Below are 13,777 nucleotides of genomic sequence, written 5' to 3' on the forward strand. Positions count from 1 at the left end.
CCAGTCAGGCTTTGGGCGGGGTTGGTTTTGTGGTTCTGCGGGGCGTGTGCACCGCCAGATCATGCAGGACATCCGCCTGCGAGACCAGCATCGTACTGGCGGTAACGTTCCCGGCTGGCATGACCAGAATATCCGGCCCTTCGTTAAGGAACCGGACAGACAGGTCGTTCCACCGGGGGAGAATGAAGTGGCGCAGCACTTGTGCCAGTGCGCAGCGGTCCATGGCGGTATGGGCTATGCTGCGGGGTGTATAAACGGTGTTCAGGTAATCATTCATGAATGCGGCAATGGCTGGCAGGCGTTCGGGTTCGCCAAAATAGGCGGTCTCTGTGGCAATGCTCCACGGCGTGCCGCTGTTCTGGCGACCATTGTGGTCGAACAAGGCCAGATTAAACCCGTAAGAGGCGGTATTTTTGAGAGTGCGCAGCAACGTGGCCGTATTGGCGGGAAAATACCCCGCGCAGTCTCCCGTAAGTACCGGGCAGCGGAAGCGGGCCACAATGTCTGGTAGAATCAGGTAGCGCAATGCGGGTTCAAGGGCTGTGTCCTGCCCCGTAGCGGGGCCGTAGCCAAAGCTCAGGCGCAGACTGGTGGCGTAGTGTTCCAGCCAGTCGGCAATGGTGCGTAAAAAGGCCAGCTGTTCGGCATTGGGGTTGGCAACGCCAATGCAAAGCTGCACGGGTCCTATGGAACGATCCTGCCGGTACGCCTGAAGCAGGGACAGGATAAGGCCGGGCAGAAGGTGGAAGTGCGTACTGTCGCACGCAAAAACCAGACACAGGGCCGGGGGCACCTCCGCCGTGCCAAACTGCCACTCCCAGCGTGAAACACCTGTGCGGTCGGGTACGGCGCGGCTGGTAAGCTGGCGACATTCCTGCGCTCCCAGCCAGGAAAAAATGCCAGCATTCTCCGGTGCTGGCATGGCCCCTTCCTGTAAAGCCAGACGACGGGCAATGGCGTAATGGGCATCAGCCTCCGCCATAAGTCCGGTCAGCCAGCTTGTGTGGCCCATGGCTGTTTCGGTCCACCAGCTCAGGCCGTTCAGGCGGGCCTCGGTTTCCAGCAGGCGCAGGTCTTGGGTGGTGTTGAGTCGCTGGCAGGCGTTTTCGAACAGCATGGCGTAAACCTGACGGATGTCCGGGCCGTTGCAGGTGGCCAGCCGCATGGGCACCAGAAGGGTATCAAACCGTTCGTCAAAACCGGGTAGATCATGCTCGTACAGCATGTCAGGGATCAGGAGCAGTGCGTCTTCGCCTTGCCGCAGGCGGGTCAGGAGTGCGGGTAACGTGTCTGAAAAATCCTGTCTGGGGTAGCGTTCACGCAGGGCAAGGGCCAGCAGGTCGGCTGCACGGGCGTGGTCGTGCAGGCGCAGGGCTATAAGGGCCTGCAACCACACCAGATCGGCTATCTGGGCAAGGGACTGGGCATAGGCGGCAAACTGTGCGCCCAGTTCTCCCTGTCCGAACTGGCAACATAGCTGGGCCAGAACAATACATGGAGCAAGGGCCGAGGGGGTGATGCTGAGTTCAAGCACCTGTTCGCGCACGTTATCCACCGTGGCCCAGGGGCTGAGTGCGCGGCGGAATGCTCCGATCTCCAGCAGATCGGTCACGTTTTCGATCAGGTTTTCCAAGGTGGGGGAAGGGCATACCCGGAATGTGACCCGCTGGGGGGCCGCATGGGTCCACAGGGTCAGCGTATCGGCCCGTATTTCGGCCTGTAACTGCTCCACGGGCCATGTGTGTGAGCCAAGGCGCAGTTCATGGCCGGTGCAGGTGGGTTGGCCCGCAAAAGTGTGTCCATCATGCCATGTGCTGCGCAGTAGGGTGCGGAGCAGGCCCGCGCTTTCGGGGGAGAGGAGCAGAAAATGTTCCCATGTGGCGCACAGGGGAACAACGTCAAACCGGTCAGGGCTTCGGCTGGAAAGATACGCATTGCCAGCCCTGAGCGCGACCAGAGGGCGTTTATGGGGCAGGCCTTCCAGAGGCTGGGCGCGCACAAAGGCCCCGCCGGGGGTGAGTGTGTTGTGCTGTATGTCCAGCACAACAGGTGCGGTTGTGCGGCTTGTGCCCATTGTGGGGCAGAGCGGGTGCAGGCGCTGGCCGGTAAAGCCAACCAGAGCGCCATGAAAGGAGAGAAGATAAAACGCCATGCCCTACCCCGTTGGTAATAGCGGCCTACCCGGTGCCACACATGTTAAACGCCTGTCTGTATTAAACGTCCGTCTGTAACAGTGTTCTGTCGCAGTGTGCCTGTTCAGGCCACGGCTTCAAGCAGAGCGGGCAGGTAGTGTTCGAGCTTAACGCGCACGGGCATAAGGTAGGCTGATCCTTTGTCCTGCCCCAGTTCCCGCAGGACAGTCCGGGCAAAGGTTATGTTGGATTCAAGCGTTGTGGAAAAATCCTTGGGGAACACAATATGGTTTGTGGTTTCCCAGTATGAGCGTGAGCGCGGGCCAATAACGGGGGACAGGCCCCAGAACACCTTCTCGCCCCACAACCAGTCGCGGCACAGGTCGAACAGCTTGTAGTCAAACACCGGCTGGGTAAAAAAACCGCAGGCTCCGGCTTCTTTTTTGCGGGCGATGTCCTCCAGTTCCTTCCACGGCGCACGGCGGTAGGGGTCGAAGGCGGCATAAACACTCAGGTGTGGCGCTTCCTTGCGGTAGCGGCGGATAATGCTTTCCGTGCTGTTGGGGTATGTGCGCATGGACAGGTCGGCCGGAGGATCCCCATGTATGACCAGAATTTCCTCCAGCCCTTCCTGCTCGGCTCCGGGCAGGGGGGCGTGGGGAGCAATGTCTATGGCGCGGATATGCGGAATAACACGGGGGAAGACCGGGCGCAGCTGGGCTGCGGCATCCCAGCTGCGCAGGGGAAAGCGCATGAGGTCGGGCACATTGAGCGTATCGGCCGCGGGAAAAACCGTCTGAACGGTTTTGACGTCCTGCTCCAGAGATTCGGCGGAGCGGGGGATCAGTTCAACGCACAGGCGGTTCAGACTCATTCGGTTTTTCCCTCGATCTGCATCCGGGCTGCTGTGAGTGTGTTTTTGAGCAGGCAGGCAATGGTCATGGGGCCAACGCCCCCCGGCACGGGTGTAATGCGCCGGGCAACCTTTACGGCCTCGTCAAACGCCACGTCCCCCACAAGACGGCTTTTACCGTTTGCAGTCTGGGTGCGGGTAATGCCCACGTCAATAACCGTGGCGCCGTGTTTGATCCAGTCCCCCCGCACCAGCTCGCGGCAGCCGGTTGCCACGACCAGAATATCCGCTTCGCGGGCAAGGGCTGCCGTATCACGCGTGTGAATATGAGCTATGGTGACCGTGCAGCCTTCTGCCAGCAGCAGAAGCGCCATGGGTTTGCCCACAAGGTTGGATGCACCAATAACCACGGCATGCTGGCCCTTCATGTCCCCCAGCTGGTCGCGCAGCAGCATCAGGCAGCCCAGAGGTGTGCAGGGCACAATGCCGGGCAGGTTTACGGCCAGACGGCCTGCGTTGACCTCGCCCAGACCATCCACATCTTTTTCGGGCAGAATGGCGTTGGTAATGCGGCGTGCATCCAGCCCGTTAGGTAGGGGGAGCTGCACCAGAATGCCATGAATTTCCGGGTCGCTGTTCAGCCGCCCGATCAGGGTCAGCAGTTCGGCTTCGGACGTGGTTTCAGGCAGCATGTGCATAAAGGAGCGCATGCCAGCATGGTGTGTCTGGATCGCCTTGTTTTTAACGTACACCTCGCTTGCCGGGTCGTTGCCAACCAGAATAACAGCCAGTCCGGGAGTTACGCCGTGCTGGTCGTGGAAGGCCAGAACATCCTCACGGATCTGCTGGCGCACGGTTGCGGCAAAAGCCTTGCCATCAATCAGGCTGGCCTGATGTTCGGAGGGAAGGGTGTGGGATGTGCTCATCAGTTCTGTGCCGGTCCGGTTGCGTAAACAGGTGGGAAAAGAGTCAGGCGGGCATACGCAAAAAAATGCCTGCCGACAATGTTTTCAACCCTTCCACGCCTGCTTTGCCCAAGGTCCGGGAAGGGGCTGGGCGTCAGGGGGTCTGGGGCGGGTGGTCCTGCCGGTAAGGTGTTAGCGTGCTCAGGGTCTGTGTTTCAGCCAGTATGGCCGGGCGTTCAGCCTGCAAAAAACGGTCCACCGCGTTGCGCAGGCCGGGACTTTGCAGCCAGTGGGCGGAATGGGTGAGGGTCGGCTGGTAGCCGCGCTGGATCTTGTGCTCCCCCTGCGCTCCGGCCTCCACCCGTTGCAGGCCGTGGGCTATGGCAAAATCTATGGCACGGTAATAGCAGAGTTCAAAATGCAGGAAGGGCCAGTTGCCCTCGCACCCCCAGTTGCGGCCATAGAGCGTATGGGTGCCCATCAGGTTCAGAGCCGCGGCCACGGGGGTTGTGCCGTTGCGGGCCAGCATCAGCACAACCCGCTCGCCCAGACGTTGCGCCATAAGAGGGAAAAATTCAGCGCTCAGGTAAGCGCTGCCCCATTTGCGGTCGATCGTGTTGCGGTAAAACTGGTAAAATACCTGCCAGTCCGCCTGTGTGATGCTGCCCCCCTGCAGGGTTTCAAATGTCAGACCCGCCGCGTTGGCGTCACGCCGTTCGCGTTTGATGCTCTTGCGTTTGCGGGCGGAAAGGGTGGCCAGAAAATCGTCAAACGTTGCATAGCCCCTGTTATGCCAGTGGTATTGCAGGCCCAGACGGGGCAGCCAGCCCTGCTGGTGCAGGGCCGTGCTTTCCGCTTCGGTGCAGAAGGTCACATGGGCGGAGGATAGCCCCGTATCCGCACAGATCTGGCGCAGCGCATCAGCCATGACGGCGATGGTCTGCGGTGGGGCATTGGGGTGGAGGAGCAGTCTGGGGCCGGGTACGGGGGTAAAGGGGACGGCAATCTGGAGCTTGGGGTAGTAGCGCCCGCCTGCGGCTTCAAACGCGCGGGCCCAGCCCTGGTCAAAGACGTATTCGCCCCATGAATGGCCTTTAAGGTAGGCAGGGCAGACAGCGGCCAGTTGTCCATCGGGGCTATGCAGGCACACATGCCGTGGCACCCATCCGCTCTGTTGCCCGGTAGAGCCGCTGTCTTCCAGCGCGCTTAAAAACGCATGGCTGACAAAGGGGTTGTCCGGCCCTGCGCATTGTGTCCATTCCGTAGCGGGAATGTCATGCATGCTGTTGTGCAGGGTAACGGACCAGTCAGCCATGAGTTTTTTCCCGCTTGGTCAGGCGATTTCGAACAGGCCTTCCACTTCCACCGGAGCATCCAGCGGCAGGGAGGGCACGCCAACGGTGGAGCGGGCGTGGCGTCCGGCATCCCCAAAGACGGCAACGGCCAGATCAGACGCCCCGTTCATGACGGAGGCATGGGCCGTAAAATCTGGCGTGCAGGCGATAAAACCGCCCAGACGCACCACGCGCTTGACGCGGGAGAGGTCCCCCACAGCCGCTTTGACCTGTGCGATCACGTTGATCATGCTGTAACGTGCCGCTTCCACTGCTGTTTCCACGCTCACGGCGTCACCCAGCTTGCCGGTGGCGAACAGCTTGCCATTGTGCAGCGGTAACTGGCCCGAAACCACAAGGAGCGAGCCTGTCTGCACACAGGCGACATAATTGGCCACGGGGGCTGCGGGTGTGGGCAGGTCAAGACCCAGCTCGGCCAGACGGGATTGGGGAGTGCTCATGGCGTTGTGTTCCGTTCCTTGTAAAAAACCGGAGCCTAGCAGACCAGACGCAGGTTGCGCCGTGGGCGTGTGGGCTGCGTATCATCTTCTTCGGGCAGGTCCAGCGGGAGCAGCGGGTCCGGTTCGGATGTGCTGTCCTGATGGGGGCCATCGGGCAGGCGTCTGTCCAGATAGGTGTCGGACAGGGCCCTGAATGCGTAGTCCAGCATGGAAGTGGCGTAGGAGGCAACCGCATCGCCTTCCACCGTGCCAGCCGGGCCAAAGCAGGAATAGGCAAAGTTTTCCACATAGGCCTCCAGCGGTGCGCCGTATTGCAGGCCAATGCTGACGGCATCTCCAAAGCTTTCCATCAGCCCGCGCACCATACCACTTTCACGCGTAGGGGTCAGGGACAGCTCACCCAGTGTGCCGTCCTCATACTCCCCTGTGCGCATGAACAGGCGGTGCCCGCCGATGGTGGTTTTTTGCGTAAAGCCGCCATGCCGCGCGGGTAAAATCCGCCGCATGCCCCGTTCGAGCCTGAGTTTTACAGGGGTGGGCAAGGTTTCGGGGCGGGCAGGCATGCGGTCTGCAAAGCCGGTAAGCGCGCGGTACATGGCCAGGTGCGCCTTGGGGCCGGGCTGGGGGAGCACCGTCTCGCCCGCAAGGGCTGCCGCCAGTGCGGTTTCCACCGTAAAGCCGCGTGTGTCCAGCCGTTGCCGGGTGCTGTCGGCCAGTCGTCCATCGGGCCGGAGCATGGAAAAAACAGGGGCCAGACCACACGCTTCCACCCCAAGCAGGCCATCTACGGGGTTGGGGGTGGAAAAGCCTGTTTCAATCGGTGCCAGGGGCGCATCGGTTTCCACCGCGGCTTCGTTCCAGACCGCGCGCAGGGTCTCACCCAGCCCGGGCAGAACAGTGCGCACAGGCGGCAGGGGCAGGGACTCCGGGCCACGGCCCGCATGGGCGGTCAGGGTGGCCAGTGCCGTAATGGCGCAGGCGGCGGCGCGGCCGTCTTCGCTATCATAGTCCAGACCCACACCGGCCAGACAGGCATCCATGTTGGTCAGCAGGATGTCTCCTGCTGTTATGGCCTGCATGGGGGGGGCGTCTGTGCCTGCGGAGGAGGTGGGCACAAACAGGTCGGGCAACAGCAGGTCGCCATTGCGCTGGTCAGCCATGTTGCGCGCCGTCTGGCGCAGTACCGCGCAGATCAGCTTGAGTGCTGCAACAAAGGTACGCGCGGCAAACCCTTCTCCGGGGGAGACAAAGGCCGCCAGATTGACCACAAACCCCGCCGGGCGGTCAAACGCGCAGTGCCACACGGCTTCCACCGGGGCGGCCTGACGCGTCAGCAGCAGCCATACCAGCGAGCGGGAGGAAGCCTCGTCCAGCGCAAGGGCCGTAATCCAGCGCGATGCAAGTGTAGGCAGGTCGAGCGGGCCGTCGCCCGGAATAAGCTGGGCAAGTGCGGACGCGGCATCCACATCCCACTCTGCGGGCAGCGTTACGGGGCGGAGCGGTGCATCCGGGTCTGCTGCGGCGTCCAGTGTGCTCATCAGCACACCGTTCCAATGGCGTCTGGCTGTTGTCATGAGTGGCATGTTACCGCTGCATGTGCCTGCTGCGTAACCCGACAAAACACGTCCGGCACGCCGTTATCACCCTGCAAAATGAGGATATGGGGGATAACTTTTGTCTTATCCCGCTCGCGCGCGGTTGATCGGAGAGTTTGTGATAAAACATGGACCACAGGGCATGTGGAGTCCTATCATCCCTCCATGGCAAATTTCGGAACATGGCTGCATACGCGCCGGAAGGGTCGGCTGTTTGGCAAGGATGCCGATGGCCGCTGTTATTACGAATCAACCGGTCCGGCCCGCAAGGGTGGGGGCACGGAGCGCCCCGAGCGCTGGGTGATCTACCTGAAAGGGGAGGACGCCTCCGCCGTGCCGCCGGAATGGTGGGGCTGGCTACACCATACTCTTGACGCCCCGATTGCCGAAGCGGAGCGTAAGCCGTGGCAACTGCCCCACCAGCCTAATATGACCGGCACCGCACAGGCCTACCACCCGCAGGGCAGCCTGTACGCAACGGGCCAGCACCCGCCCGCAACCGGTGATTATGAAGCATGGACGCCCGAGGGTGTTCCCAAGGCGTGATTTGCGGCACATTCCCTGCTAGAGTGATTTGTCTTAGCAGGGAGTGTACGGAGTTCATGGCATCGGCAATGGTGGAAAAATCACGGCGCAGTCTGGCGGAGCTTCTGACTGGTGCTGCCGTGCTGACGGTTCTGGCAGGGATGCTGGTCGCAGCAGTGATCGGCGAAGGCCGCAAGACAGATACGGTTGGCTACCAGCTCGGGGCCGATTTCTCGCATGTTGACGGGTTGAGTGTAGGCTCGGACGTAAGGCTGGCCGGGGTAACGGTTGGTACCGTGCAGAGCGAGAGTGTAAACCCGCAGACGTTCAGGGCGCATGTGGTGTTTACCGTGCGTCCGGACATTCATCTCTCGGCGGATACGGCGGCAATCATTACCAGCGACAGCCTGCTTGGTGGCAAATACATTGCGCTCTCCCCCGGCGGGGATGACAAAACCCTGCCCGCAGGCGGCACCATCAGCCAGACACAGGGTTCGATCAGTCTGGAACAGCTTCTGAGCAAATTCATTTTCTCCGTGACCGATACCCTGACCCGCGCCAACAAGGACGCAGCAGGTGGGCGGAATGACGGTAACGGCGCCAATCCGCCCTGAAACAGACATAAAAACGGTTTAGCAAGACGAATATGATTGAGGCAGACACAATGACGGTGTTGCGCATATGGCCGCAAGAAGACGGGCAACCCGTTACGTGCCAGGAGAAACTGCGGATGCTGGAAGAAAACTGGCAGGAAGTGCAGCAGGTTCTGGCCGATGCGTTTGAGGATGCGGTGCTCATGGGGGTCAGTGAACAGGTTATGCGTGAGCGTCTGGTGGAACTCGTTGCTTCTCTTCCTTCCCCCAAGATGGTGCGGGCATGATGTTGCAGGTCCGGGGGCGGTATGCCCGTTTGCTGGCAACGGGTCTGCTTGGGCTTGTTGGGTATGGCGGTGCTGCCTGCGCCACAGGCACGCCGCTTGCCGCTCCCGCTGTTTATCCGGCTGGCACATGGCAGGGTAAGGGCACGGCCGTTGTGCGTGTTCTGGACCGGTTGGACGCCCATGTGGAGGTGGTGTCCGTACCGGTTGGGGGCGAGGCCATACATTATAAAAATCTGGATATTCTGGCCCGCCGCTGCCTCCAGCGCCCACCAACCCGGGCGCCCGATGCCGCAGCCTGGCTGGAAATACAGGACACACATCCCGGAGGGGCCACTTTTAAAGGCTGGATGCTGGCCGCCGAGCCGGGGATCGGGGTGCTGGAAAGTTCGGTTTATGATGTGCGGATGGTCAAATGCGCAGGGGATGACATGGAGCCGTTCCTGCCAGCCCTGCCCAAGCCCTTACCCCCTCCACCTTTGCCAGAGGCCGCCCCTGTTGATGACGGTACAGGCAAGGCTCAGGGCGTGCAAATCCAGCCTGCCCACCAGCCAGTTTCGCCGGGCCTCGTAGCGCCACCTGTCGCTCCGCATCCTGCTTCGCCGAATAATGCCAATCCGTTCCAGCCGGATAACGATGGGGCATATTGAAGGCTGCGGATTAAAAATCATACCCATTGCGTAGCGCAATACACGGCATGCGGGTTTTGCCCAGCGCTGCGAACAGACAATAAAGAGGTGCGTTGTGTTTGGTTCCTCCTTTGCGCAGGATAGCCGCTTTAAAATACCCCCCCTGAGCCAGACCGCTTTTTTGCTGGATTTTGATGGGACGCTGGTGGACATAGCCCCAACGCCCGAAGCCGTGGTGGTGCCCCCTGATTTGCTGGAAACCCTCAGCCGCCTGCGTGCTGCCTGCGGAGATGCGCTGGCAGTTATTTCTGGCCGTCCGATTGACCAGATTGATCAGTTTCTGGGTGACGTTCCGTTTGCGGTTGCAGGTGAACATGGTGTTACCATCCGTCGTCGGCCCGGTGGTCCTGTTGAGCGTGCCGTGCTGCCTGGCATGCCGCCGCGCTGGCTGATGCAGGCATCAGACCTGCTGGCGACGCTGCCGGGTACACGGCTTGAGCATAAACAGGGTGGCTTTGTGCTGCATTACCGCGCAGCCCCCGAAAAAGCGGAAATATTGCGCCAGACAGCCGAACGCTGGGTTAGGGAATCCGATGGAGCCTTTACGCTTCAGCCAGCAAAAATGGCATGGGAAATCCGCCCGACCGGGGTGGACAAAGGCTATGCTGTTTCGCTGCTGATGGAAACGGCACCCTTTATCGGGCGTAAACCTGTTTTTGTGGGAGACGACGTAACGGACGAGGACGGTATGGCCGCAGTCCACCGTATGGGCGGGATTTTCTTCCGCATCCCTGCGGATTTTCCAACACCGGCGGTGTTGAGGGCCTGGCTGGCGTCCCTTGTCGCGGGAAAGGGGTGAAGCATGCAGAGGCTGGTCATTGTTTCCAACAGGGTACCAGCAGTACGCGACCGCAAACAGCCAGCAGGAGGTCTGGCTGTGGCACTCAGGGCGGCTGTTCAGGACCACCCCTGTCTGTGGTTTGGATGGTCTGGTCAGCAGATCGGTGGAGACGGCGCAGACAGAGCGCTCGGCGTGGATACGGTCGGTCACGTAACCTACGCCACCATAGGGCTGACCCATAAGGAATATAACGGGTTTTATCAGGGATATTCCAACGGTATCCTGTGGCCCCTGTGCCATTACCGGGCAGGGCTCATGAACTATAATCGGCACGACCAGCAGATTTATGCCAGCGTGAACACCCTGTTCGCCACCAGACTGGCCCCCATGCTTGAACCTGACGATATGGTCTGGGTGCATGATTACCATCTGTTCCCGCTGGGCAAAGCTCTACGTGATTTAAAAGTCAAAGCGCGGATTGGCTTTTTTCTGCATATTCCTTTCCCGCCGTGGAGCCTGATGCGCGCCTTGCCAGAAGCTTCGGCTCTGATGCGCGCCCTGCGTGCCTATGATGTGATTGGCGTGCAGACCGAAGATGACGCGCGGAATATGAATGAGGCCTTCGTGGTTCTGGGTATTCCCGCCAAGGCCCGCGTTTTTCCCATAGGCATTGACCCGGACAGTTTTTCAGCCTGTGCGCGTGAAGGGCAGACCCTGCCACAGGTGCAGCGCCTGCATCAGGACCTGCGCGGTTTGCCGCTGATTATTGGCGTGGACCGCATGGATTACTCCAAAGGCCTGCTGGAGCGGCTGCGTGGGTATGATACGTTCCTCAGGCGCTATCCTGAGTACAGGGGCAAGGTCACATATCTCCAGATCACGCCGGTTTCACGCGGGAGTGTGCCTGAATACCAGAGCCTGCGTGCCGAACTGGACCAGATTGTGGGGCATATTAATGGCGCTTATGGTGCGTTTGACTGGACCCCTGTGCGCTACCTGACCCACCCGCTCCCGCGTGAGCTGCTGGCAGCTTTTTTCCAGTTGTCCACTGCGGCACTTGTGACCCCCCTGCGCGACGGGATGAATCTTGTGGCCAAGGAATATGTGGCCGCCCAGATTCCGGATAACCCCGGCACGCTTATTTTGTCCCGTTTTGCCGGGGCTGCTGCGGATATGGAGGACGCCCTGCTGGTCAACCCGCATGATTCGGATGAGATTGCGGCTGCCCTGCACAAGGCGTTAAGTATGTCCTCTTCCGAACGGCGGGTGCGCTGGGAGCGTCTGCGGGCAGAAGTATGGCGGGTGACGGCTGCAAGCTGGGCGCGGTCGTTTATTGCGGCGATGTCAGAGGTAAGAATGGTATGAAAAAAAACTTGCGGCAGAGCACGGTTGCGTTTTTTGTGATTCTGGCTGGTTTTGCCGCACTTGGCGTTGCCTGGTGGACGCAGCATGGGCTTGGAATCATGCCGTGTGAGCTATGCCTGTGGGAGCGCTGGCCCTGGCGGGTGCTGATTGTGCTGGGAATTATGGCCGCCATTCTACCACTCCGTCTGGGGCGTGGTGTTTTGTGGCTATGTGTGCCTGTTCTGCTTGTGGCGGAAGGGCTTGCAATCTGCCATGCGGGTGTTGAGTGGCAGTGGTGGCCAAGTCCATTCCCCGCCTGCCATGCGGCCCATGTTGTGGGGCACACACTGGCTGAGCGCTGGGCCTCCATGCCGCTGGTGCCGTCCAAGCCGTGCGATGCGCCTACGTACCTGATTCCCGGCTTGCCCGTTTCCATGGCGGTCATGGGGGCTGTGTTCGCACTTGTTGTGCTTGCAGGGGTGTGTACGGGCATGGCACGGATCAGGAAAAGCCGCTGGATTTAATATTATTGCAGATTTGTGTCTGAAAGTTTGTTGTAGTGGTCTTATGTTTTTCATGAGTGTTTGAAAATGACTTTTACCAGAAGCAGATATCTGGTTCTGGCGGTATGGAGCAGAGACTGGTCTGAAGAATGGGTTTTCAGGAGGGTGCCTGTGCCTGCATGATGGTCTGTGCAATTGTGTGCAGGCGTGCGTTGGCTTTTGGGCCAAGCTGACTGATTTCCTCATAGCTGAACCACCGCACGTCCTGTGCGTCATCCCCTGCAATGGGGATGGTCAGGGCAGGTTGTGGCTCGGTGCAGAGTACGGCGAGAATAAGGTAGTGAAACGCCAGTGTGCCATCGGGCGCGTAATGGATGCTATCAAAAACATCCACCAGAGATGTTGCATGTGCCTGTAAGGATGTTTCTTCCAAAAGTTCCCGTTCTGCGGCGCGGAAAAAGGTTTCTCCTCCCTCCACCTTCCCGCCGGGGAAGCCCCATAAGCCTGCATCGGGAGCATTGGCGCGCTGGACAAGCAGAAAATCGCAGCCACGGCGTACAATAGCCAGTACACCAGCACGGGGGAATACAGGAAAAGGGTGAGCATTCATGGCCCTGTAGTCTATGGGGGTGTGCAGGCAGGTCAACCCATCTTTGCTGTAAAATACTGCATCTCTATCCGGATACGGTGTTTAATGGGTAAGGTGTGGCAATGGTGCCGTAAGCGGCCTGTTGGAGCAGAACATAATTCAGGGAGAGTAAACGTGACGGCGGAATTTATAAAAATTGAAGGTATTCCCAAACCGGCTTCGCGTATTGCCTTGGGCACATGGGCCATGGGTGGTTTCATGTGGGGTGGGCCTGATGATGCCAATGCTGCAAAAACAATAGATAAAGCACTCGATGTTGGCATAAACCTGATTGATACGGCACCGGTCTATGGGTTTGGCCATTCGGAGGAAATTCTGGGCAAGGCGCTGGAAGGGCGGCGTGACCGGGTGGTACTGGCGACCAAGGTGGGGCTGGACTGGCAGGATGGCCACGTGTTCCGCGATAGTAGAAAAGCACGGATTGAAGAAGAACTGGACGCATCGCTCAAACGGTTGCGTACGGACCATATTGATCTTTATCAGGTGCACTGGCCAGACCCCAGAACCCCGTTTGAAGAAACCGCACGCGCACTGGAAAAAAGCGTGCAGGGTGGCAAGGTTCGTGCGCTTGGGCTGAGCAACTTCTCGCCCGAACAGATGGATGAATTTCGGAAGTTCGCACCGGTTGCGGCCATTCAGCCACCCTATAACCTGTTTGAAAGGGAGATTGAAAAAGACATTCTTCCTTATGCCATAAGCAATAATCTGGCTGTGCTGGCATATGGTCCGCTTTGTCGGGGGCTTTTGTCTGGTAAAATGGCAGCAGATCATGTGTTTATGGGGGATGACCTGCGCAAGGTGGACCCCAAGTTCCAGCAGCCTCGTTTTGCCCAGTATCTGAACGCGGTGGAAGGGCTTAAAACCATTGCGCAGCAACATGGTAAAAGCCTGCTCGCCCTGGCTATTCGCTGGGTGCTGGACCGAGGGCCCACCATTGCCCTGTGGGGGGCCAGAAAGCCCGAGCAGATTACTGGTGTGCAGGATGCTTTTGGCTGGACACTCAGCAAGGACGATATGGCTGCCATTGATGCCATTGTGGACAAAACCATTACCGACCCGGTGGGGCCGGAATTTATGGCGCCACCCGCCCGGTCGTAAAACCTGAACTGTGCCTCTTGCGCAGGGCCGT

At 59.8% G+C, this 13,777-nt stretch carries 15 protein-coding genes; 8 read left to right on the plus strand and 7 right to left on the minus strand.

Going from position 1 to position 13,777, the window contains the following annotated elements; translation table 11 throughout:
• Positions 1–4: 4 nt before the first annotated feature.
• From PY793_RS05850 to PY793_RS05875, 6 genes are all read right to left on the minus strand, one after another.
• A complete protein-coding gene (locus PY793_RS05850; protein WP_275177169.1) occupies positions 5–2,152 on the minus strand; it encodes a hypothetical protein in 2,148 nt (715 codons plus the stop codon).
• Positions 2,153–2,256: 104 nt separating this feature from the next.
• Positions 2,257–3,006, minus strand: a complete 750-nt coding sequence (locus PY793_RS05855; RefSeq protein ID WP_275177170.1) for a methylenetetrahydrofolate reductase — start codon at positions 3,004–3,006, stop codon at positions 2,257–2,259.
• Positions 3,003–3,911 (minus strand): bifunctional methylenetetrahydrofolate dehydrogenase/methenyltetrahydrofolate cyclohydrolase, encoded by a 909-nt coding sequence (locus PY793_RS05860; RefSeq protein WP_275177171.1) that lies wholly within the window; start codon positions 3,909–3,911, stop codon positions 3,003–3,005. Before PY793_RS05860 ends, PY793_RS05855 begins: the two co-directional genes overlap by 4 nt.
• A 133-nt stretch (positions 3,912–4,044) precedes the next feature.
• Complete coding sequence (locus PY793_RS05865; protein WP_275177172.1) at positions 4,045–5,205, minus strand: GNAT family N-acetyltransferase; 1,161 nt, start codon at positions 5,203–5,205, stop codon at positions 4,045–4,047.
• Positions 5,206–5,223: 18 nt separating this feature from the next.
• Positions 5,224–5,685, minus strand: a complete 462-nt coding sequence (locus PY793_RS05870; protein ID WP_275177173.1) for a RidA family protein — start codon at positions 5,683–5,685, stop codon at positions 5,224–5,226.
• Positions 5,686–5,720: 35 nt separating this feature from the next.
• A complete protein-coding gene (locus tag PY793_RS05875) occupies positions 5,721–7,259 on the minus strand; it encodes a TSCPD domain-containing protein (RefSeq protein ID WP_408744670.1) in 1,539 nt (512 codons plus the stop codon).
• 186 nt (positions 7,260–7,445) lie between these two features.
• Here PY793_RS05875 and PY793_RS05880 point away from each other — a divergent pair, with 186 nt between their 5' ends.
• The 7 genes from PY793_RS05880 (at position 7,446) to PY793_RS05910 (ending at position 12,020) form a co-directional block, all read left to right on the plus strand.
• Positions 7,446–7,826: an NADH:ubiquinone oxidoreductase subunit NDUFA12 gene (locus PY793_RS05880; RefSeq protein WP_275177338.1), complete on the plus strand. Its 381-nt coding sequence runs from the start codon at positions 7,446–7,448 to the stop codon at positions 7,824–7,826.
• A 56-nt stretch (positions 7,827–7,882) separates the two neighbouring features.
• Positions 7,883–8,419: an outer membrane lipid asymmetry maintenance protein MlaD gene (mlaD, locus tag PY793_RS05885; RefSeq protein ID WP_275177175.1), complete on the plus strand. Its 537-nt coding sequence runs from the start codon at positions 7,883–7,885 to the stop codon at positions 8,417–8,419.
• Positions 8,420–8,451: 32 nt separating this feature from the next.
• Positions 8,452–8,685 (plus strand): hypothetical protein, encoded by a 234-nt coding sequence (locus PY793_RS05890; RefSeq protein ID WP_408744671.1) that lies wholly within the window; start codon positions 8,452–8,454, stop codon positions 8,683–8,685.
• Positions 8,682–9,332 (plus strand): DUF2155 domain-containing protein, encoded by a 651-nt coding sequence (locus tag PY793_RS05895; RefSeq protein WP_275177176.1) that lies wholly within the window; start codon positions 8,682–8,684, stop codon positions 9,330–9,332. Before PY793_RS05890 ends, PY793_RS05895 begins: the two co-directional genes overlap by 4 nt.
• A 94-nt stretch (positions 9,333–9,426) precedes the next feature.
• Positions 9,427–10,170 carry a trehalose-phosphatase gene (gene otsB / locus PY793_RS05900; RefSeq protein WP_275177177.1) on the plus strand — a complete coding sequence of 248 codons (744 nt, stop codon included), beginning with the start codon at positions 9,427–9,429 and terminating at the stop codon, positions 10,168–10,170.
• Between the two features lie 3 nt (positions 10,171–10,173).
• A complete protein-coding gene (locus PY793_RS05905; protein WP_275177178.1) occupies positions 10,174–11,517 on the plus strand; it encodes an alpha,alpha-trehalose-phosphate synthase (UDP-forming) in 1,344 nt (447 codons plus the stop codon).
• On the plus strand, positions 11,514–12,020 hold the full coding sequence (locus PY793_RS05910; RefSeq protein WP_275177179.1) for a disulfide bond formation protein B: 507 nt from the start codon (positions 11,514–11,516) through the stop codon (positions 12,018–12,020). The genes PY793_RS05905 and PY793_RS05910 overlap by 4 nt, the downstream gene beginning before the upstream one ends.
• Positions 12,021–12,156: 136 nt before the next feature.
• Here the strand turns inward: PY793_RS05910 and PY793_RS05915 are convergent, their stop codons facing one another.
• Positions 12,157–12,645 (minus strand): NUDIX hydrolase, encoded by a 489-nt coding sequence (locus PY793_RS05915; RefSeq protein ID WP_408744672.1) that lies wholly within the window; start codon positions 12,643–12,645, stop codon positions 12,157–12,159.
• A 117-nt stretch (positions 12,646–12,762) separates the two neighbouring features.
• On the opposite strand from PY793_RS05915, the gene PY793_RS05920 reads away from it, so the two are divergent.
• Entirely contained in the window at positions 12,763–13,746 is a 984-nt protein-coding gene (locus PY793_RS05920) for an aldo/keto reductase (protein ID WP_275177180.1), read from the plus strand.
• The last annotated feature ends 31 nt before the right edge of the window (positions 13,747–13,777 follow it).

The sequence above is a fragment of the Acetobacter fabarum genome, assembly GCF_029069195.1.
Taxonomy (GTDB): Bacteria; Pseudomonadota; Alphaproteobacteria; order Acetobacterales; family Acetobacteraceae; genus Acetobacter; species Acetobacter fabarum_A.